We start from the raw sequence: 17,125 nt of genomic DNA on the forward strand, positions 1-17,125 counted from the left end.
CTAGCGGATACCCAGCTTTCGCATGATCGCGAGGCCCTTGATCTGCTCCTCGACGTTCTTCTCGAAGGGCTTGTCGTCGGGGACGGTCATGACCTGCTTCTTGAGGATGCCGACGTTCTGACAGTCGGTGTACTTCAGCAGCCCCTGGTCACCGTGCCGGGCGCCGACTCCGGACTGCTTGACGCCGCCGGACGGCGTCCCCTTGGAGGCGTAGGCGGTCGCGAGGATGTCGTTGATGTTGACGTTGCCCGACTCGATCCGCTTCCCCACCCGGATCGCGTTGTCGAGGTCGCCGCCCCAGACGCTGGCGTTGAGGCCGTAGTCGGTGGCGTTGGCGAGCGAGATCGCCTCGTCCTCGGTCTGGTAGCGGTGCAGCGCGACCACCGGGCCGAACGTCTCGGTGACGCCGGCCAGCATCTCCTCGGTGACCCCCTCGAGGATCGTCGGCTCGAAGAACGCCGGCCCGAGGTCCGGGCGCTCCTTGCCGCCGGTCACCACGGTCGCACCCTTCTCCAGCGCATCCGCGACATGCGAAGCGACGCGGTCCTTGTGCTCGACGCTGATCAGCGAGCCGACGTTGGGCCCGAAGTCGTACGCCGCCCCGACGACCAGCTTCTCGGTCGCCTCCTTGAAGCGTGCCTTGAAGGTGTCGTAGATCGAGTCGTGCACATACATGCGCTCGATGTGCATGCAGATCTGCCCGGTGTTGCCGAAGGCGCCGAAGAGCGCGCCCTTGACGACGTCGTCGAGGTTGGCGTCCGGCAGCACGATCATCGGGTTCTTGCCACCGAGCTCCAGGCAGGCGCCGATGAGGTTGCGTCCGGCGCGTTCACCGATCACCCGACCGGTGTTGGTGGAGCCGGTGAACATCACATAGTTGGCGTTGTCGATCAACGTCGGGCCGACGTCCGGGCCCTCGCCGCAGACGACCTGGAACAGCCCCTTGGGCAGCCCTGCCTCCTCCAGCAGCTGAACACCGAACAGCGGCGAGAGTGCCGTCTTGTTGTCCGGCTTGACCACCACGCCGTTGCCGGCGATGAGCGCCGGGATGGCGTCGGAGATTCCCGTCGCGAAGGGGAAGTTCCACGGCGCGATGATGCCGACGACGCCCTTCGGGATCCGCACCTCCTGCGAGGAGGAGACGACCGGCACCGGCCCCGCGTGCTTCCTGGTGGCCAGCACCTTCGCCGCACGCTTGAGGTAGTAGCCGGTGACCATCGGCACGTCGAGGGTCTCCTCGAAGGCCATCCGGCGGGCCTTGCCCGACTCGACCTGGATGAGGTCGACGATCGTCTCGTTGCGCTCCAGCACCAGCGAGTGGAACTTCTTGAAGACCTTGAGCCGCTGCTTCAGCGGCGTGGCCGCCCATGCCTTCTGCGCGCGGCGCGCAGCAGCGAAGGCAGCCTCGATGTCTTCGGGCGAGGACTGCGGCAGCTCGACGAGCACGTCGCCCGTGTAGACCTCGGTGAGCTTCCAGGTGTTGCCGGTGCTCCCGGGAACGCGGGCGACCAGCTTCTCCAGGAACGCTGGCGTGACCGAGTCAGGACGCTTCAACGACGCGGCAACCATCACAGCCCCGTCCCGAGCACGATGGCGCCGGCCATGTCGCCGATCATCATCGACGGAGCGTTCGTGTTGCCACCGATGATCGTCGGCATGATCGACGCGTCGGCCACCCGCAGCCCGTCGATGCCACGCACCTTGAGCTCGGGGTCGACGACGGCGCGCTCGTCGACGCCCATCCGCACCGAGCCGACCGGGTGGTAGACGGTGCTGACCCGCTTGATGACCTCGGCCCGCAGCTTGTCGCCGGTGTAGCCGGGTCCGGGCTCGTACTCCTCCTTGACGTGCTTGGCGATCGCGGAGTCGGCCATGATCGCGCGGATCATCTCGACGCCTTCGAGCAGCACCTTCAGGTCGTCGGGCTCGGAGAGCAGCTTCGGATCGATGATCGGCGCAGCAAGCGGATCCGCGCTGGCCAGGCGCACCGTGCCGCGCGACTTCGGCCGGATCAGCGTGGAGAAGGCCGACAGCGAGGGACGCTTGTCAGGGCTGAGCCGCACCGGGTCGTCCTGGAAGGGCGGGTAGGACCACGGGATGGCGAACAGCTGCATATCGGGGGCAGTCGACTGCGACAGGGAAGTGTGCAGGAAGGCGCCCGCCTCGAAGACCGAGTGCGCAAGGAAGTTCGAGCCCGGCTTGAACCGGTCCTTGAGCAGCGCCTTGCCGAAGTAGAAGGCACTGCTGTGGTGCGGCGAGTTGTCCATGGCGAAAGTCATCGGCATGAACAGGTGGTCGTGGAGGTTGTCGCCGACCGGCAGGTCCGCGACGACGTCGATGCCGTGCCCGCGCAGGTGCTCGGCCGGCCCGATCCCGGAGAGCATCAGGATCTGCGGGGAGCCGAAGGCGCCGGCGGCGAGGATCACCTCGGTGCGCGCCTTCACGATCCGGCGCTGGCCACCCTCCTCGATGACCTCGACACCTGTCGCCCGGCTGCCCTCGATGACGACGCGGGAGACCGTGCCGCGCTGCTGCACCTCGAGGGTCGGCAGCTCCTGCTCGGTCAGGTAGCCGCGCGAGGAGCTGAACCGGATCGCGTTGCTGGTGTTCTCCTGGATGACATGCATGCCGTCCTGGCTGGCCCCGTTGTAGTCGGGGTTGACCGGCACGCCCAGCGCGGAGGCGCCGGCCTCGATGAACGTCTTGGCCGCGTCGCAGATGTCGGGGTTCTCGAGAACCTTGATCGGGCCGCCCTTGCCGCGCAGCTCGCTGTCCGGCCCTTGCCAGTCCTCCATGCGCTTGTAGGACTTGAGGACGTCGGCATAGCCCCAGCCCTTGTTGCCCTCGGCCTCCCAGGAGTCGAAGTTCTCCTTGTTGCCGCGCACGTAGATCATGCCGTTGACGGAGCCGGAGCCGCCCATCACCTTGCCGCGCGTGGCGACGAGACGGCGGTTGTTCACGTGCTCCTGCGGGCTGAGGTAGTAGCCCCAGTCGAACTTCTTCTTCAGCTTCGGCTCGCTGTGGATCATCGTGATCATCCCGGGCCGCTTGAACATGATCGAGGTGTCGGGGCCACCGGCCTCGATCAGGATCACCTGCTTGCCAGCCTCGGCGAGGCGACCGGCCAGGGCACATCCGGCGGACCCGGCACCGACGATGACGTAGTCGGCCTCGTTCGAGTAGGGCTTCTTGGCCATGCTGCTACCTCTCCAGCTCCCGGGTGTGGCACACCCCACACCAATGCCGCCAACTGTAACTTGTTCTACTTTCCAGTGACAAGACATACCGACCATCGGTATGTGAAGCGCCGGACGTGGCGGCCGACCCCGCTGCACCGACGACGGGACATGCGCCAAACTGGGCAGGTGAAGATCCTCTCCATCCAGTCCTCGGTCGCCTACGGCCACGTCGGCAACTCGGCAGCCGTCTTCCCTCTCCAACGGCTGGGACACGAGGTCTGGCCCGTCTACACCGTGCACTTCTCCAACCACACCGGGTACGGCGCCTGGCGCGGTCCACTGCTCGCCGCGGAGGACGTGCGCGAGGTGATCACCGGCATCGAGGAGCGCGGAGCTCTGGCCGAGGTCGACGTGGTGCTGTCGGGCTATCAGGGCGGCGAGGAGATCGGCGACGTCATCCTCGACGCCGTCGCTCGGGTCAAGGCCGCCAACCCGGATGCGATCTACGCGTGCGACCCGGTCATGGGCAACGCCAAGAGCGGCTGCTTCGTCAACCCGGCGATCCCTGTCCTGCTGCGCGAGCGCGTCGTGCCGGCCGCCGACCTGATCACCCCCAACCAGTTCGAGCTCGGCTTCCTGGTCGGCCGCGAGCCGCGAACACTGGAGGAGATCCTGGAGGCAGCCGACGCCGCCCGGGCGATGGGGCCGAGCTCGGTGCTCGTCACCAGCGTCGAGCAGGAGGGCCGCGCGGAGGGGACGATCGAGATGCTCGCCGTCACGCCCGACGGCGCGTGGATCGTGCAGACGCCGCTGCTGCCCATGAAGGCCAACGGCTCCGGCGACGTGACGGCGGCCCTCTTCACCGCCCACTACCGCGCCACCGGCGATGCCTCCGACGCACTGGCTCGCACCGTCTCCAGCGTCTTCGACCTGCTCCAGAACACCCTCGATGCCGGTTCGCGCGAGCTGTTGCTGGTGGAGTCACAGGAGGCCTACGCCCACCCCCGGCTGCAGTTCGAGGTGCGCCAGGTCCGCTGACCGCCCACGCCACGGGCCATGCGTTCAGCCAGCCAGAACGCGCCGAACGCATGGCGCCAGTGGCCGGGCGTCACTGCCCGATGACCGGGAGCTTCGTGTGGTGCCCGATGCTCTGGAGGGTGCCGTCGTCCCAGGCAGCCCACCCGCCCGTCAGGATCGACAGCAGGGACCCCAGCAGACCGCTGCCCTTGCAGGTGGCCAGGCCCTCGGCGTCGGTGACGGCCCGGCAGACCTCGATCGACGGGTCCTTCTGCGCCGGGCCCGGCGGCACCGAGTTGGCCGGACCGAAGAGGGTGAAGACCACCGGGACGCCGGCCAGCGGCGCACCGACGAAGTTCTTCGCGTGCGCCGACATCGTCAACGTCAGCGTGAGCATGGGCCCGACCTTGGCGATGGTGGGCTCACCGGTGAGGTACGGCGTACGGAGTGGCTTCGTCTCCCCCGATGCGGAGGAGCCGGCGTACTCGGCATTGCCCAGGTAGGTCGCGGTGACGGCGACCGGGGCGTTCGAGGAGGCCACGCCGTTGAGGTTGATGACGCCCGCCGGGCTGAGTGCGACCGGCGTCCCGTCGGTGATCCCGGTGAAGACCACGTCACCCGTGACGGGCTCGTTGTCGGGGCCGCGGACGACGACGTTCACGTAGAACGTCTCCCCTACGTGATCGCCGTACGAGAGGGAGAGCTTCAGGGTGGTCGGCCTCGGGTCAGTCGCGGCAGCCGGCAGCGAGGTCGCGGCCAGCGGCACGATCAGTCCGAGCGCGACGGCGAGCGGGAGGAGGAGGCGTTGGAGCAGACGCATCGGGGCAGATCCCTTCCAAGCAACGGATCCTCCCCACGCTGGAACGTAGTGGATGCCGAGACGCTTGCGCTAGCAAAACGAACAGAAACCCGCGAAGCCGAAGGAAAGGGACGAAAGAGCGGAGCCGGAGACAGGATTTGAACCCGCGACATCCTCTTTACAAGAGAGGCGCTCTACCAACTGAGCTACACCGGCGCATCGCCACGGAGGCGATGCGCCCAGCCTAGGAGATCGCCCGGTCCCGACGAAAGTCGACCACCGGCGTCCGGTGGGATCAGGTGCGATCCCGCGTCGTCGGGGTCACCGGCACCCAGGGGTCGACGACGAAGACTCCGTTGGTCTGCAGCGTGATCGGCTGGAGCCCGACCGGGCGGCCGCCCGAGATCGTGAGCAGGGTGAACTGCGCTGGCCGGCGGAGCTTGCTCCCCACCGCCACCGCGTACGCCGCCCCGCCCGAGGTGCCGTTGGTGTAGGTGTAGCCCACCCGGCTGTTCGCTCCGGTGACCGGATCGGGGCCTACCTGCACGTGCACATGCCCACTGACCACCAGATCGACGCAGCCGCGCGCCAGCGCGTCGGTGCCCATGTCGGAGTCGTGCACCAGCAGCAGGTTGACCCGCTCCTCCTCCGCACAGGCGACGTCGGCGATGTCGGTCGAGACCTCCTCGATGGTCTGGCCCACCGCGTCGCGCCAGGTGCCGAGCCCGCTGGAGCGAGGATCGTTGCGCGCCATCATCCGCATCCCGCCTGGCCCCTCGAAGGCGTCCTGCTTCGCCGTGTGCCACCCCCGGTTCTCCAAGTAGGTGCCGACGAAGGAGCCGTGGTCGTGATTTCCCTGCACCGCGTAGCGGTCGTAGCCGGCGAACTCGCGGTTCAACGAGTCGAGGGAGAACGCCTCCCATGCCTCGCCCGTGGAGGTGTCGTCACCCGCATCGAGGACGGCAGTGGCTCCGCCCTTGTCGGCGACCGCGCGGATCACCCGGTCCATGCCGATGTTGTCGTGGCGGTCGGAGACGATCACCGCGACGGTCTCGCCCTCCTCGGGCTGCCGGACCACCACCTCGTCGGCCGCCTCGAGGGCGTCGGCGTAGAAGTTCTTGCTGCGGTCATAGGTGTCGACCGCACTCATCAGCAACCGCCGGCTCCCCTTCGTCGTCGCGCTGACAGCCACCTCTACCTTCCGTGCCTCCGGTGGGATCGTGAGCTCTGGCAAGAAGTCGGGCAGGGACTGCCAGTCCACCGACCGGTTCTGGATCGCGGTGTCGTCGGCCCACGGCCGGACCGCGATCACGACGACCAGGCCGAGGGCGACCACACCGGCGGAGCCGGCGGTGAGCACCCGACGCAGGAAGGTCGCCCCCAGCAGCTCGTGGCGACGGCGGCGACCTACCAGGGCCCACAGCACCAGGGGCAGCACCGCGAGCAGGGCCGCCTGCCCGGCCGCCCCCAGAGCCAGCTCGCCGATCACCTCCCGCACGTGCTCGACCTGGGCATCGGGCTGGCTGGCGATGAAAGCGTAGCGCTCGACCATCGCCTCCGGCGTCGCAGCCTCGGTCTTGCCGAGGGTGAGGTCGACCCCGATGAAGGAGTCCGACGGCACGCGGATGTCGGGCAGGTAGGGCCCCGTGTGCACCGTCACCCAGCGGTCCATCGTCGGTGAGACCGTTGCGTCGTGCGAGGCGACCGGGATGACCGTCGAGGAGTTGAGGAAGAGCACCACGAACAGCGGCATCGCCACCAGCAGCCAGGCGACGAAGTAGCCCGCCCCCGTCCGCAGTCGTGGATCACGCCACCACGCCATGCGTCAGCTCCTGGCTTGTGCCACCGCGTAGAGGGTGATCGACGCGGCGACGCCTGCGTTGAGCGACTCCAGCTCGGCGGCCATCGGGATCGAGACGAGCTGGTCGCACGTCTCGGCCACCAGACGCCCCAGGCCCTTGCCCTCGGAGCCGACGACCACGACGAGCGGACCGGTGGCGAGGTCGAGCTCCGGCAGCGAGACATCGCCGTCGGCGGCCAAGCCGACGACCATGCAGCCCGCCTCCTGGTAGGCCTTCAGCTGACGGGTCAGGTTGACCGCCTGCGCAACCGGCACGCGCGCAGCCGCGCCCGCCGAGGTCTTCCAGGCCGAGGCCGTCATCCCGGCCGCACGACGTTCGGGCACCAGGACGCCGTGGGCACCGAAGCCGGCGGCGGAGCGGATCACGGCACCGAGGTTCCGCGGGTCGGTGACCTGGTCGAGCGCCACGATCAGTGCCGGCTCCCCGCGCTCGGCGGCGATGTCGAGCAGATCGTCGGGGTGTGCGTACTCGTAGGCGGGCATCCGCGCCGCCAGGCCCTGGTGGACAGCGCCGCCGGTGAGCCGGTCGAGCTCGGCCCGGGGCGCCTCCATCAGGGTGACGCCCTGTGCAGCGGCCAGCTCGAACGCCTCCCGGAGCCGACCGTCTCGCTCCGCGCCCTCGGCGACGTAGAGGGCGGTCAGCGGCATCTGGGAGCGCAGCGCCTCGACGACCGAGTTCCGGCCCGCGATCCACTCGGCGTCGCCACCTCGTGATGTGCGGTGCGGCCGCTTCGCGGCGTCGCGCTCCGCGCGCTTCACCGCCTTGTGCGCCTTGTGATACGGGCGGTCCTTGGCCTTCGGCGTCGGTCCCTTGCCTTCGAGACCGCGGCGGACCCGGCCGCCCGATCCGGCGGTCGGATTACCCTTGCCAGACTTGCGGATCGCGCCCTTGCGCTGTGAGTTTCCGGCCATCAGCGACCCCCTCCGTCGATGCTCCATTTGGCCCCGGATGGGGTGTCCTCGATCGCGATGCCGGCCGCGTTGAGCTGGTCGCGGATGGCGTCGGCGGCGGCGAAGTCCTTCGCTGCACGCGCCTGGGCACGCTGCTCCAGCAGCCTGCCGACCAGGGCGTCGACCGCGCCGCTCAGGGCCTGGTCGGCGCCACCCGTGGCGAACGCCGGGTCGGCGGGGCTCAGACCCAGGATCCGGAGCATCTCGTGCACGCCCGCATAGGTGACCGCGAGTTCCTCGGTCTGCCCCTCGGCGAGCTGCTTGTTCCCCTCCCGCACCGCGTCGTGGATCGCCGCCACGGCCGCAGGGGTGGAGAGGTCGTCGTTCATCGCCGCGCTGAAGGCGGCCAGGAATCCGTCGCCGCTGCTGGTGCCCACGGAGAACGACTCCGGCAGTGCCTCCGCAGCCCGCTCCAGGAAGTTCTCGATCCGCCGGAAGCCGGCCGCTGCCTCGTCGAGCGCTTCGAAGGAGAACTCGACATGGGAGCGGTAGTGGGCGGAGACCATGTAGAACCGCAGCTCGATCGCCCGCACCCGCTTGAGCACCTCCGGCACCAGCAGCGAGTTGCCGAGCGACTTGCTCATCTTCTCCCCGGCCGTGGTGATCCAGGCGTTGTGCATCCAGTAGGTGGCGAACCCGTGACCGGCCGCCCGCGACTGCGCCTGCTCGTTCTCGTGGTGCGGGAAGCGCAGGTCGAGGCCGCCACCGTGGATGTCGAAGGACTCACCGAGGTACTTGCCGGCCATCGCCGAGCACTCGATGTGCCAGCCGGGGCGACCCCGGCCCCACGGGCTCGGCCAGGAGGCAGTGCGCGGCTCGGTGGCTTCCTTCCAGCCCTTCCAGAGGGCGAAGTCGCGCGGGTCGCGCTTGCCACGGGGATCGGCGTCGGCGGCCGCCTCCATGTCGTCGATGCGCTGCCCCGACAGCTCGCCGTACGCCGGCCAGGACCGCACGTCGAAGTAGACGTCGCCCGAGCCGTCCGCGGCCGCGTAGGCGTGGCCACGGTCGATGAGCAGCTCGATCAGCTCGACCATCTCCGGGATGTGGCCGGTGGCGTTGGGCTCGTAGGTGGGCCGCGCGACGTTGAGCAGGTCGTAGGCGCGGGCGAGCTCGCCTGCCATGTCGTAGGCGAGGTTGTACCAGGGGCGCCCCTGGTCGGCCGCCTTGGCCAGAATCTTGTCGTCGATGTCGGTCGTGTTGCGGATGAAGGTCACCCGGTAGCCGAGCTCGCGCAGCCAGCGCTGCAGCACATCGAAGTTGACCCCGGAGCGGATGTGCCCGACGTGCGGCTCCGACTGCACGGTGAGCCCGCACAGGTAGATGCTGGCCTCGCCCTCGCGCAGGGGCGCGAAGTCGCGCACGGTGCGGGTGGCGGAGTCATAGATGCGGAGCGTCACTCGGGCAATCCTAGGCGGTCGGCGACCCGGATCCCGAACCCGTGGTGAGGCGAGGGATCAGACCCCGTAGCCGCCGTCGACATCGAGCTTCTGCCCGCTGATGAAGCCAGCGCGGGTCGACGCGAGGAAGCAGACCGCCTCCGCGATGTCGCGAGCCCTGCCGAAACGCCCCAACGGGATGTTGCCGCGGGTGATCTCCAACGCCTCCTCGGAGAGGTCACCCCCGCCGATCAGCCGCTCGGCCATGCCGTCGGTGAGCATGCCCGGGCCGACTGCGTTGGCGCGTACGCCGAACCGCCCCTCCTCGGCGGCCAGCCCGCGCACCATCGCCTCGACGGCCGCCTTCGGCCCGGAGGAGAGGCCGTCCCGCTTCGGGAAGCGCGCGGTCGCGGCGGTGGTGACCGCCACGATGGAACCGCCGGACTCCCGCAACGCCGGAAGTGCCGCATGGACGACGGTGAAGAAGCCCAGGGTGTCCTGCTGCAGTTGTCGGGCCATCTGTTCCGGCGCGACACGCGACAGGTGCACCATCGGCACGTGCGGCCCCGCGGCGTGCACCACCGTGTGCAGACCGCCGTGCGCGGCCACGACGTCGGCCACCACCCGCGCCGCCTCGTCGGCCGAGGTGACGTCGAGCCGGTGGCTGCTCCCCGCGGCGTACGCCGTCACGTCGGCGAGCGTCGCGGCCGCGGCCTCGCTCCCACTGCGCCAGGTCAGCGCCACGGCGCTGCCGCGTTCGGCCAGCAGGCGCGCGATGTCTGCGCCGATCCCGCCGCTGGCGCCCACGACGAGCGCGGCGCCGGTACTCGGAAAGTCGGTTCCCATGCGGTCATCCTGACCGATCAGGAGACGTCGAACTCGACCTCGTGCCACCCGGTGGCACCGTCGGGGCGGATGTCGGTGATCACACCCGTCTGCTGCTCACCGTCACGGGCGGTGGCCCGGACCCGCGCCGTGTGCGTGCCCGACGCTAGATCCACCGTCAGGGCCCACTGGACCCAGGTGTCCGGGCCGGGAGCGCCGGCGAGCCGGGCGGTCAGCCAGGGCCCGCCATCGACGGCCACCTCCACCGAGGCGATGCCACGGCGGGGCGCCCAGGCAGAGCCGCCGAGCTGCACCGGCCCGTCCGGGAGGTCGTCGCCTGCAGCGGGGACCTCGATCCGCGAGCCCACCTTCGCGGGGCCGAGCGGGCTGAAGCCGCGCCTGGTCGCCTCTCCCTCGGCGTCGTCGAACCGGGTCACCTCCAGCGAGGTCACCCACTTGCAGGCAGAGACGTGACCGTAGAGCCCCGGCACGATCGTGCGCACCGGGAAGCCGTGATCGATCGGCAGTGGTTCGCCGTTCATGCCGACCGCGAGCATCGACTCGCGGCCGTCGGTCAGCGCACCCAGCGGCGTCAGGCAGGTCCAGCCGTCGACGGCGGTCTGCAGCACCGCGTCCGCCTCGGGAAGGACCCCCGCCTCCGCCAGCAGGTCGGCCACCGGTACGCCGCTCCACCAGGCGGTGCCGATGCTGCGGCCTCCGACCGGGTTGAGGACGCTGGGCAACGTCACCCAGGCGCTGATCAGACGGCGCTCGATGAGCTCCTGGTAGGTGAGCACCACCTCGCGGTCGACGAGTCCGTGGATCCGCAACCGCCACTCGGAGAGCTCGACCGCGGGCGGCACCAGGGCCGTGTGCTGGACGAAGAAGTCGTCGTTGGGCGTGCGCCAGGGTCCGACGCCCTGCACTCCGACCCGCCACTCGGGGCGCGGTTCCTTGGCCCGGATCGGCAGGTTCAGCAGTCGCCGAGTCTCCTCGACGTGCCGCAACCGACGACCGAAGCGGCCACCCTGCAGCCACAGCCAGATCCCTCCGAGACCCAGCACTGCGGTCCGCGCGACGAAGTCCCGACGACGCATCCGCGCCCGCGCCGCGACTCGCTCCGGCTCCTCCTCGCTCCGCGGTGAGCGCGCCGCGAGGTGTCGCTGCAGCGGGCCGACGACGAACGAGAGCACCACGATCCAGGTAGCCACCCCGGCGACGACGGGCACCACCGTGACTACCGAGACGCCGTACCGGCCGATCAGGCCGAGCACACCCAGCAGGCCGAAGGGCACCTGCAGTGCTACAGGCTGCCACCAACCACGGCGAGCGAGTGCGCCGGCGCCCGCGCTGGCGGCGGCGCAGGCGAGGAAGGCGAGCAGCGCCAACCACGGCTCGAGGACCTCCGCCCCGGAGACCTCCGCAACGCCCGTGTCGCGGTTGCCGAGCAGCTTGACGACGGTGTCCTGGACCCAACCAGGCAGGTGGGCGGCGGCGAACTCCCCGACCGAGACCATCGGGTTGGGTCGCAGTGTGAGTCGCATCGTGAGGGCATGGCTGACCGCGATGCCCGCGACCCCGGCGACGAGACCGGCTACCGGCCACGCGACACGCTCGATCCTCACCCGCCCATCGTGTCAGAGTGCCGGACTCCGGCATGATCGGCCCGTGACCTCCCTACCCCGCATCGGCATCGGCACCGACGTCCATCGCTTCGCCGAGAGCCGACCGATGTGGTTGGCCGGTCTGCACTGGCCCGACGAGCCGGCGGGCCTGGAGGGACACTCGGACGCCGACGTGGTCGCTCACGCGGCCTGCGATGCGCTGCTCTCCGCCAGCGGCCTCGGCGACCTGGGCAGCAACTTCGGTACGGCGGCCCCCGAGTGGGCGGGAGCCTCCGGTCTGGCCCTCCTCGCCGAGACCGTACGCCGGGTGCGCGCCGCCGGCTTCGAGGTCGGCAATGTCGCGGTGCAGATGATCGGGAACCGTCCGCGACTCGGCGCCCGGCGCGCGGAGGCGGAGCAGGTGCTGTCGACGTGTGTCGGGGCCCCAGTCACCGTCTCCGCGACAACCACCGACGGCCTGGGCCTGACCGGCCGCAGCGAGGGCGTGGCCGCCATCGCGACCGCGCTCCTGCTGGCCTGACCTCTCGGCCCTGAACGCCCCGACTCCCAAGGCCCGGGGCGGGGACTCAGTCGTCGTCGGGGAGCGGCAGGAAGCGCTCGATCATCTCCGGGCTCATCGAGCTCAGCTCCTCGCCCATCGCGGTCTCGATGTTGCTGGTCAGAGCGGTGCGGAAGGCGGCGAGCACGACCTGCACGGCGACGGGGATGATCGCCTCGAAGTTGGCAACCAGCTGCTCCCACTCCTCGTCGGGCATCCCGCGCTCGGCGAACGGCTGCCAGACCTCGCGCCGGGCGGCACTGACGAAGCGCTCGGCCAGGTCACCCGTGTCGGTCCGGATCGCATCGAAGAGCTGGAGCACCGTCTGCGGGCCGAGGCCGATGGCGAGCGCCTGCGCTCCACACCGCACGATCGTGGGCTCGAGGACCTTGAGGTGCGCGTCGTCGATCGCCTCGACCAGGCCCCGCTCGACCATCTGGTGCACAAGCCAGTCTCGCAGCTCGTCGTCGTCACTGATCCCAGCCAGCACGGCCAGCGTGGCGCGGCTCATCAGCTCGGGCTCGGCGCGCTGGCCCATGGGGTTGGCGAGCAGGCCCAGCAGGTCCAGGGCATGGGAGTCGGGGATCTCCGGGCTCTCCTCCAGGGCCTTCTCCACCGCGCCGAGCGTGTAGCCGCGGTCGATGAGCTCCCGGATGAGCCGGAGTCGGGACTCGTGCTCGGGACCGTAGAAGCCCTTGCGTCCGACCAGTCGCGGCGCGGGCAGCAGGCCCCGGGTCGCGTAGGCGCGAACGTTGCGCACCGTCATACCGACCTTCGACGCCAGCTGGTCGATGGTCATCTCGCGTGCGCCCATGGCCGGTCCCCTCGTGGTGTGCGATCGCGGCGACCCGATTCCTCTTGCCGCCGTCGACCCATAATGTCATGCTTAATGTTACATTGCAGATGTCACATAGACCGGCGTTGCGACGCCGGCCACCATGAGCCGGCTGCCCGCTGGCGCCACCGAGGAGCAGGCGACGATGAAGACCTTCGACGGACTGGAGCTCAACGTCCGGACCTACGGCGATCCCGACGCCGAGCTCTCCGTCGTGCTCGCCCATTGCTGGACAGCCGACACCGAGGACTGGCACTACCAGGTGCGCGACCTGCTGGCCGCCTTCGGCCACCAGATCCAGATCGTCACGTGGGACCACCGCGGCCACGGGCAGTCCGAGCCGGCCCCGCTGGCGGCCTGCACGGTGCACAACCTCGGCGTCGACATGGGCCACGTGATCGACCGGTACGCGCCGACCGGCCGACTGGTGCTCGCCGGCCACTCGATCGGCGGCATGACGATGATGGCGCTCGCCGAGCAGCGGCCCGACATCCTCGGCCGGGTCGACGGGGCGCTCTTCTGCGCGACCTCGGCGGCCGATCTCGACACCGTCAACCTCGGCATGCCCGAGATGGGCAAGGTCGCCAAGGCCCAGATCCCCTGGATCCTCGCCCAGCGGGCACGCCTCCACTCCCGCGCCACCCGCCGCCGGATGCCCGTGATCGAGCGGCACGTCGTACGCCGCTTCCTCTTCGGTACGCCGCTGCGCCCGCGCGACACCGGACTGGTGATCGACCAGATCATCAATTGTCCGCCGGCGACCATGGAGGGCTTCCTCCGCGACATGGTCGACCACCACGACCGGGTCCTGGCCCTGGCGGCGTACGACAACATCCCCACCGTGGTGCTGGTGGGCGATCGCGACCTGCTCACACCCCTGCCCCACGCCCGCAAGATCGCCGCCCACATCAAGGGCGCCCGGCTGGTGACCCTGCCAGGCGCAGGGCACATGCTCCCGCTGGAACGGGACGCGACCGTCTCCGAAGTCCTGGTCGAGCTGGTCACCCGGGCTCGCACCGCTTCACACCTGCGCCAGCAGCAGCCCGCCTGAGCAGCCCGTCTGGGCTGCCCCACCGAGCTGCCCGCACCGGCCGGGGAACGCGAGAGGCCCCCGCAACCGCGGGGGCCTCTCACTCACTGGTGGACGGACGCGCTCAGGAGGCGAGCACCTCGTCGAGGATGGTCTCGGCCTTGTCCTCGTTGGTGTGCTCGGCCAGCGCCAGCTCGGAGACCAGGATCTGCCGGGCCTTCGCCAGCATCCTCTTCTCACCGGCCGACAGGCCGCGGTCCCGCTCGCGGCGCCACAGGTCGCGCACGACCTCGGCCACCTTCATCACGTCACCGGAGTGGAGCTTCTCCAGATTTGCCTTGTAGCGGCGGGACCAGTTGGTCGGCTCCTCGACCTGTGCCGCACGGAGGACGTCGAAGACCCGGTCCAGTCCCTCCTTGTCAACAACGTCGCGAACCCCGACCAGGTCGAGGTTGCACGCAGGGACCCGGACGACCAGGTCCTGCTGAGCGACGATGCGAAGAACCAGGTACTCCCGGTCCTCGCCCTTGATGGTGCGCGTCTCGATGTCCTCGATGACTGCCGCTCCGTGATTTGGGTAAACAACCGTTTCGCCGACGGTGAATGTCATGTGCCAAGTACCCCTTCCTAGGTGACCAGTCTAACACGTCCGGCAACGAGTTCCGAGATCGTTTCCGCAGGTCAGACGGCACATGTGGGGTTGACAGGACCCTCGCCCATGTGATCCGGCCCCGAGGCAGGAGCGAAGTGCGTCGTCCCGCTTCTACCCAGGACAGCCGGGCCGAAACCCGCAGGTCCAGCCCCACCACGCCGGTTTTCTGGTCAATACTTCGCACCATGTCTCCCAAGAGATACCAACCAGCACGACGGATCCGCGGCGTGGACGCGCACGGGATGCCGATCCCCGCCTTCGAGGTGAAGCGCACCTGGCCGATCGGGCTCCTGATCGCCTCGCACGCACGCCACGGCATCCTGATGACCCTCGGAGTCACCGTGGCGGCTGCCCTCTCGGGCCGCAGCACCCGCGAGGTCGGACTGGTCCTGGCCACGGTCCTGGTGGGCCAGTTCGTGCTCGGTGTGCACAACGACCTGGTCGATCGACAGCGTGACCACGACAACGACCGCCTGGGCAAGCCGTTGGCGGAAGGGTGGCTCGACCCGAGCACGGCCGGCTTCGCCATCGCCGCCGGCGCCCTGCTGGTCATCCCTCTCTCCCTCGAGTCCGGGATGGTCGCCGGACTGAGCCACCTGGGCTTCCTCGCGGTCGCGATGCTGGGCAACGCTGGCCTGCTGCGCAAGGGAGCCCTCTCCTTCCTGCCCTGGATGATCAGCTTCGGCCTGCTCACCGCGTTCCTCGCCTACGGCGGCTGGCGCGGCGACGGGAGCGACACCCCGCCCACGATCGCCCTGACGGCCTGCGCCGCGCTGCTGGGTGCCGGCGTACACGTGGTGCACTCGCTGCCCGGCCTGGTCGACGAGAACCGGTCCGGCTGGAAGACGTTGCCGCTGCGGATCGCTCTCAAGATCGGGGCTGCCAAGACTCTGCTCGTCGCCGTCGTCTACCTGACTGTCGTCGGCGCCGCGACCATCGCCGTCGCGGTGAGTGTGGGGCTGCGCCAGTGAATGCCTGAACTCTGGGCCTGCGGCGTGGAGACGCGGGCTCTCGTCTAGTCTGTTGCCCGCACTTGGTGACCGGAGCAAGGACGGTCCACCGCCGATGAAGAAGGCTGAACGATGCTGCTTCGCAACCGGATCGCCCGCGGGATCGCCGCCGGCGCCCTCGTGCTCGCCGTCCCCTCTCTCGCTGGCTGTAGCTTCGCGACCGATGCGGTCTACACCCCGGCGCCCGGCGCCAACGACCGCGACGGCCAGGTCGACGTCCTGAACGCGGTGATCGTCTCCAACAAGGACGGCGAGGGCACGTTCATCGCCACGTTCTCGAACAACAAGGACGCGACCTTCGCCGACGGCTTCAAGGACGCCACCGACACCCTGACCGGCTTGGACGGTGACTTCACCGCCACGCTGCCGACCGAGGCCATCACCGTGCCCTCCGGCGGTCGTACGACGCTCTCCAGCGCCCAGAACGACGTCGCGGGCATCCCGGTCGACGGCGCCTTCGGGCTCGGGGACTTCGTCGAGGTGACGCTGACCTTCGCCAACGCCGGCAAGGTCACCATCAAGGCACCGGTGGTCTGCAACGGCAACCACTTCGCCGGCCAGGACACCAACCCGAAGGCCGGCACCGAACTGGCTCCCGAGTGCCAGATGCCGACCGACGAGAAGGCCGCCGAGGGCGAGCACTGATGGCGCACACGCTCGTCCTGCTCCGCCACGGCGAGAGCGAGTGGAACGCCAAGAACCTGTTCACCGGCTGGGTCGACGTGGCCCTCACCGAGAAGGGACGCGCCGAGGCGGTCCGCGGCGGCGAGCAGCTGAAGACGGCAGGCGTGCTGCCCGACATCGTGCACACCTCGCTGCTGCGCCGCGCGATCAACACCACCGCGCTGGCCCTCGACGCCGCCGATCGTCACTGGATCCCGGTGAAGCGCTCCTGGCGTCTCAACGAGCGCCACTACGGCGCGCTGCAGGGCAAGGACAAGAAGCAGACTCTCGCCGAGTACGGCGAGGAGCAGTTCATGACCTGGCGACGCTCCTTCGACACCCCGCCGCCGCCCCTGGCCGACGACTCCGAGTGGTCCCAGGTCGGTGACCCCCGGTACGCCGGCCTCGGCGACGAGATGCCGCGCACCGAGTGCCTCAAGGACGTCATCGCGCGCTTCCTCCCCTACTGGGAGGGCGAGATCGTGCCCGACCTGAAGGCCGGCAAGACGGTCCTGGTCGCCGCCCACGGCAACAGCCTGCGCGCTCTGGTCAAGCACCTCGACCAGATCAGCGACGCCGACATCGCCGGCCTCAACATCCCCACCGGGATGCCGTTGGTCTACCAGCTCGACGACGAGCTGCGCCCCACCGTCCCCGGTGGCCGGTACCTCGACCCCGAGGCGGCAGCAGCAGCCGCGGCCGCGGTCGCCAACCAGGGCCGCTGACCCACTTCCCAAGGCCCCCAACACCGATCGTCCCTAACA

16 protein-coding genes and 1 tRNA gene are annotated in these 17,125 nt (G+C 69.7%); 6 read left to right on the forward strand and 11 right to left on the reverse strand.

Going from position 1 to position 17,125, the window contains the following annotated elements; all coding sequences use genetic code 11:
* On the reverse strand, nt 1-1,554 hold the full coding sequence (locus tag DNK54_RS17710) for a succinic semialdehyde dehydrogenase (protein ID WP_239460164.1): 1,554 nt from the start codon (nt 1,552-1,554) through the stop codon (nt 1-3).
* A gap of 14 nt (nt 1,555-1,568) precedes the next feature.
* The gene (locus DNK54_RS17715) at nt 1,569-3,197 is read right to left on the reverse strand and encodes a GMC family oxidoreductase (RefSeq protein WP_110208324.1); all 1,629 of its coding nucleotides are present in this window, start codon (nt 3,195-3,197) and stop codon (nt 1,569-1,571) included.
* A gap of 168 nt (nt 3,198-3,365) precedes the next feature.
* Between DNK54_RS17715 and pdxY the strand changes: the two genes are divergently transcribed.
* Nucleotides 3,366-4,217 (forward strand): pyridoxal kinase PdxY, encoded by an 852-nt coding sequence (pdxY, locus tag DNK54_RS17720; protein WP_110208325.1) that lies wholly within the window; start codon nt 3,366-3,368, stop codon nt 4,215-4,217.
* Nucleotides 4,218-4,287: 70 nt separating this feature from the next.
* Here pdxY and DNK54_RS17725 read toward each other — a convergent pair whose 3' ends face one another.
* The 7 genes from DNK54_RS17725 to DNK54_RS17755 all read right to left on the reverse strand — a co-directional run bounded on the left by DNK54_RS17725 (nt 4,288) and on the right by DNK54_RS17755 (nt 11,633).
* Nucleotides 4,288-5,016 carry an Ig-like domain-containing protein gene (locus DNK54_RS17725; protein ID WP_110208326.1) on the reverse strand — a complete coding sequence of 243 codons (729 nt, stop codon included), beginning with the start codon at nt 5,014-5,016 and terminating at the stop codon, nt 4,288-4,290.
* Between the two features lie 122 nt (nt 5,017-5,138).
* Nucleotides 5,139-5,211: transfer RNA gene (locus tag DNK54_RS17730), tRNA-Thr, on the reverse strand.
* A 79-nt stretch (nt 5,212-5,290) separates the two neighbouring features.
* Nucleotides 5,291-6,817: a metallophosphoesterase family protein gene (locus tag DNK54_RS17735; RefSeq protein ID WP_110208327.1), complete on the reverse strand. Its 1,527-nt coding sequence runs from the start codon at nt 6,815-6,817 to the stop codon at nt 5,291-5,293.
* A 3-nt stretch (nt 6,818-6,820) separates the two neighbouring features.
* Nucleotides 6,821-7,768 carry a 23S rRNA (guanosine(2251)-2'-O)-methyltransferase RlmB gene (rlmB, locus tag DNK54_RS17740; protein ID WP_110208328.1) on the reverse strand — a complete coding sequence of 316 codons (948 nt, stop codon included), beginning with the start codon at nt 7,766-7,768 and terminating at the stop codon, nt 6,821-6,823.
* The gene (gene cysS / locus DNK54_RS17745) at nt 7,768-9,204 is read right to left on the reverse strand and encodes a cysteine--tRNA ligase (protein ID WP_110208329.1); all 1,437 of its coding nucleotides are present in this window, start codon (nt 9,202-9,204) and stop codon (nt 7,768-7,770) included. Before cysS ends, rlmB begins: the two co-directional genes overlap by 1 nt.
* A 57-nt stretch (nt 9,205-9,261) precedes the next feature.
* On the reverse strand, nt 9,262-10,029 hold the full coding sequence (locus tag DNK54_RS17750; RefSeq protein ID WP_110208330.1) for an SDR family NAD(P)-dependent oxidoreductase: 768 nt from the start codon (nt 10,027-10,029) through the stop codon (nt 9,262-9,264).
* A 17-nt stretch (nt 10,030-10,046) separates the two neighbouring features.
* Nucleotides 10,047-11,633, reverse strand: a complete 1,587-nt coding sequence (locus DNK54_RS17755) for a molybdopterin-dependent oxidoreductase (protein WP_110208331.1) — start codon at nt 11,631-11,633, stop codon at nt 10,047-10,049.
* A gap of 43 nt (nt 11,634-11,676) precedes the next feature.
* On the opposite strand from DNK54_RS17755, the gene ispF reads away from it, so the two are divergent.
* Nucleotides 11,677-12,153 carry a 2-C-methyl-D-erythritol 2,4-cyclodiphosphate synthase gene (gene ispF, locus DNK54_RS17760; RefSeq protein ID WP_239460165.1) on the forward strand — a complete coding sequence of 159 codons (477 nt, stop codon included), beginning with the start codon at nt 11,677-11,679 and terminating at the stop codon, nt 12,151-12,153.
* Between the two features lie 46 nt (nt 12,154-12,199).
* Here the strand turns inward: ispF and DNK54_RS17765 are convergent, their stop codons facing one another.
* The gene (locus DNK54_RS17765; RefSeq protein WP_110208332.1) at nt 12,200-12,985 is read right to left on the reverse strand and encodes a MerR family transcriptional regulator; all 786 of its coding nucleotides are present in this window, start codon (nt 12,983-12,985) and stop codon (nt 12,200-12,202) included.
* Between the two features lie 124 nt (nt 12,986-13,109).
* Between DNK54_RS17765 and DNK54_RS17770 the strand changes: the two genes are divergently transcribed.
* Nucleotides 13,110-14,057: an alpha/beta fold hydrolase gene (locus tag DNK54_RS17770; protein WP_110208333.1), complete on the forward strand. Its 948-nt coding sequence runs from the start codon at nt 13,110-13,112 to the stop codon at nt 14,055-14,057.
* A gap of 103 nt (nt 14,058-14,160) precedes the next feature.
* Here the strand turns inward: DNK54_RS17770 and DNK54_RS17775 are convergent, their stop codons facing one another.
* Nucleotides 14,161-14,646, reverse strand: a complete 486-nt coding sequence (locus DNK54_RS17775; protein ID WP_110208382.1) for a CarD family transcriptional regulator — start codon at nt 14,644-14,646, stop codon at nt 14,161-14,163.
* A 227-nt stretch (nt 14,647-14,873) separates the two neighbouring features.
* Here DNK54_RS17775 and DNK54_RS17780 point away from each other — a divergent pair, with 227 nt between their 5' ends.
* From DNK54_RS17780 to DNK54_RS17790, 3 genes are all read left to right on the forward strand, one after another.
* A complete protein-coding gene (locus DNK54_RS17780; protein WP_162602532.1) occupies nt 14,874-15,659 on the forward strand; it encodes a UbiA family prenyltransferase in 786 nt (261 codons plus the stop codon).
* A gap of 111 nt (nt 15,660-15,770) precedes the next feature.
* Nucleotides 15,771-16,343 (forward strand): copper chaperone PCu(A)C, encoded by a 573-nt coding sequence (locus tag DNK54_RS17785; RefSeq protein WP_110208335.1) that lies wholly within the window; start codon nt 15,771-15,773, stop codon nt 16,341-16,343.
* The gene (locus DNK54_RS17790; RefSeq protein WP_110208336.1) at nt 16,343-17,086 is read left to right on the forward strand and encodes a phosphoglyceromutase; all 744 of its coding nucleotides are present in this window, start codon (nt 16,343-16,345) and stop codon (nt 17,084-17,086) included. Before DNK54_RS17785 ends, DNK54_RS17790 begins: the two co-directional genes overlap by 1 nt.
* Nucleotides 17,087-17,125 lie beyond the last annotated feature (39 nt).

It is taken from the genome of Nocardioides daejeonensis (assembly GCF_003194585.1).
GTDB classification, from domain to species: domain Bacteria; phylum Actinomycetota; class Actinomycetes; order Propionibacteriales; family Nocardioidaceae; genus Nocardioides; species Nocardioides daejeonensis.

Excerpts from the sequence above, each read along its gene's own strand:
- DNK54_RS17725 (WP_110208326.1), bottom strand. The coding sequence starts at position 5,016 with ATGCGTCTGCTCCAACGCCTCCTCCTCCCGCTCGCCGTCGCGCTCGGA.
- DNK54_RS17765 (WP_110208332.1), bottom strand. The coding sequence starts at position 12,985 with ATGGGCGCACGCGAGATGACCATCGACCAGCTGGCGTCGAAGGTCGGT.
- DNK54_RS17775 (WP_110208382.1), bottom strand. The coding sequence starts at position 14,646 with ATGACATTCACCGTCGGCGAAACGGTTGTTTACCCAAATCACGGAGCG.
- DNK54_RS17790 (WP_110208336.1), top strand. The coding sequence starts at position 16,343 with ATGGCGCACACGCTCGTCCTGCTCCGCCACGGCGAGAGCGAGTGGAAC.
- DNK54_RS17750 (WP_110208330.1), bottom strand. The coding sequence starts at position 10,029 with ATGGGAACCGACTTTCCGAGTACCGGCGCCGCGCTCGTCGTGGGCGCC.
- DNK54_RS17780 (WP_162602532.1), top strand. The coding sequence starts at position 14,874 with ATGTCTCCCAAGAGATACCAACCAGCACGACGGATCCGCGGCGTGGAC.
- DNK54_RS17715 (WP_110208324.1), bottom strand. The coding sequence starts at position 3,197 with ATGGCCAAGAAGCCCTACTCGAACGAGGCCGACTACGTCATCGTCGGT.
- DNK54_RS17735 (WP_110208327.1), bottom strand. The coding sequence starts at position 6,817 with ATGGCGTGGTGGCGTGATCCACGACTGCGGACGGGGGCGGGCTACTTC.
- rlmB (WP_110208328.1), bottom strand. The coding sequence starts at position 7,768 with ATGGCCGGAAACTCACAGCGCAAGGGCGCGATCCGCAAGTCTGGCAAG.
- DNK54_RS17770 (WP_110208333.1), top strand. The coding sequence starts at position 13,110 with ATGAGCCGGCTGCCCGCTGGCGCCACCGAGGAGCAGGCGACGATGAAG.
- DNK54_RS17785 (WP_110208335.1), top strand. The coding sequence starts at position 15,771 with ATGCTGCTTCGCAACCGGATCGCCCGCGGGATCGCCGCCGGCGCCCTC.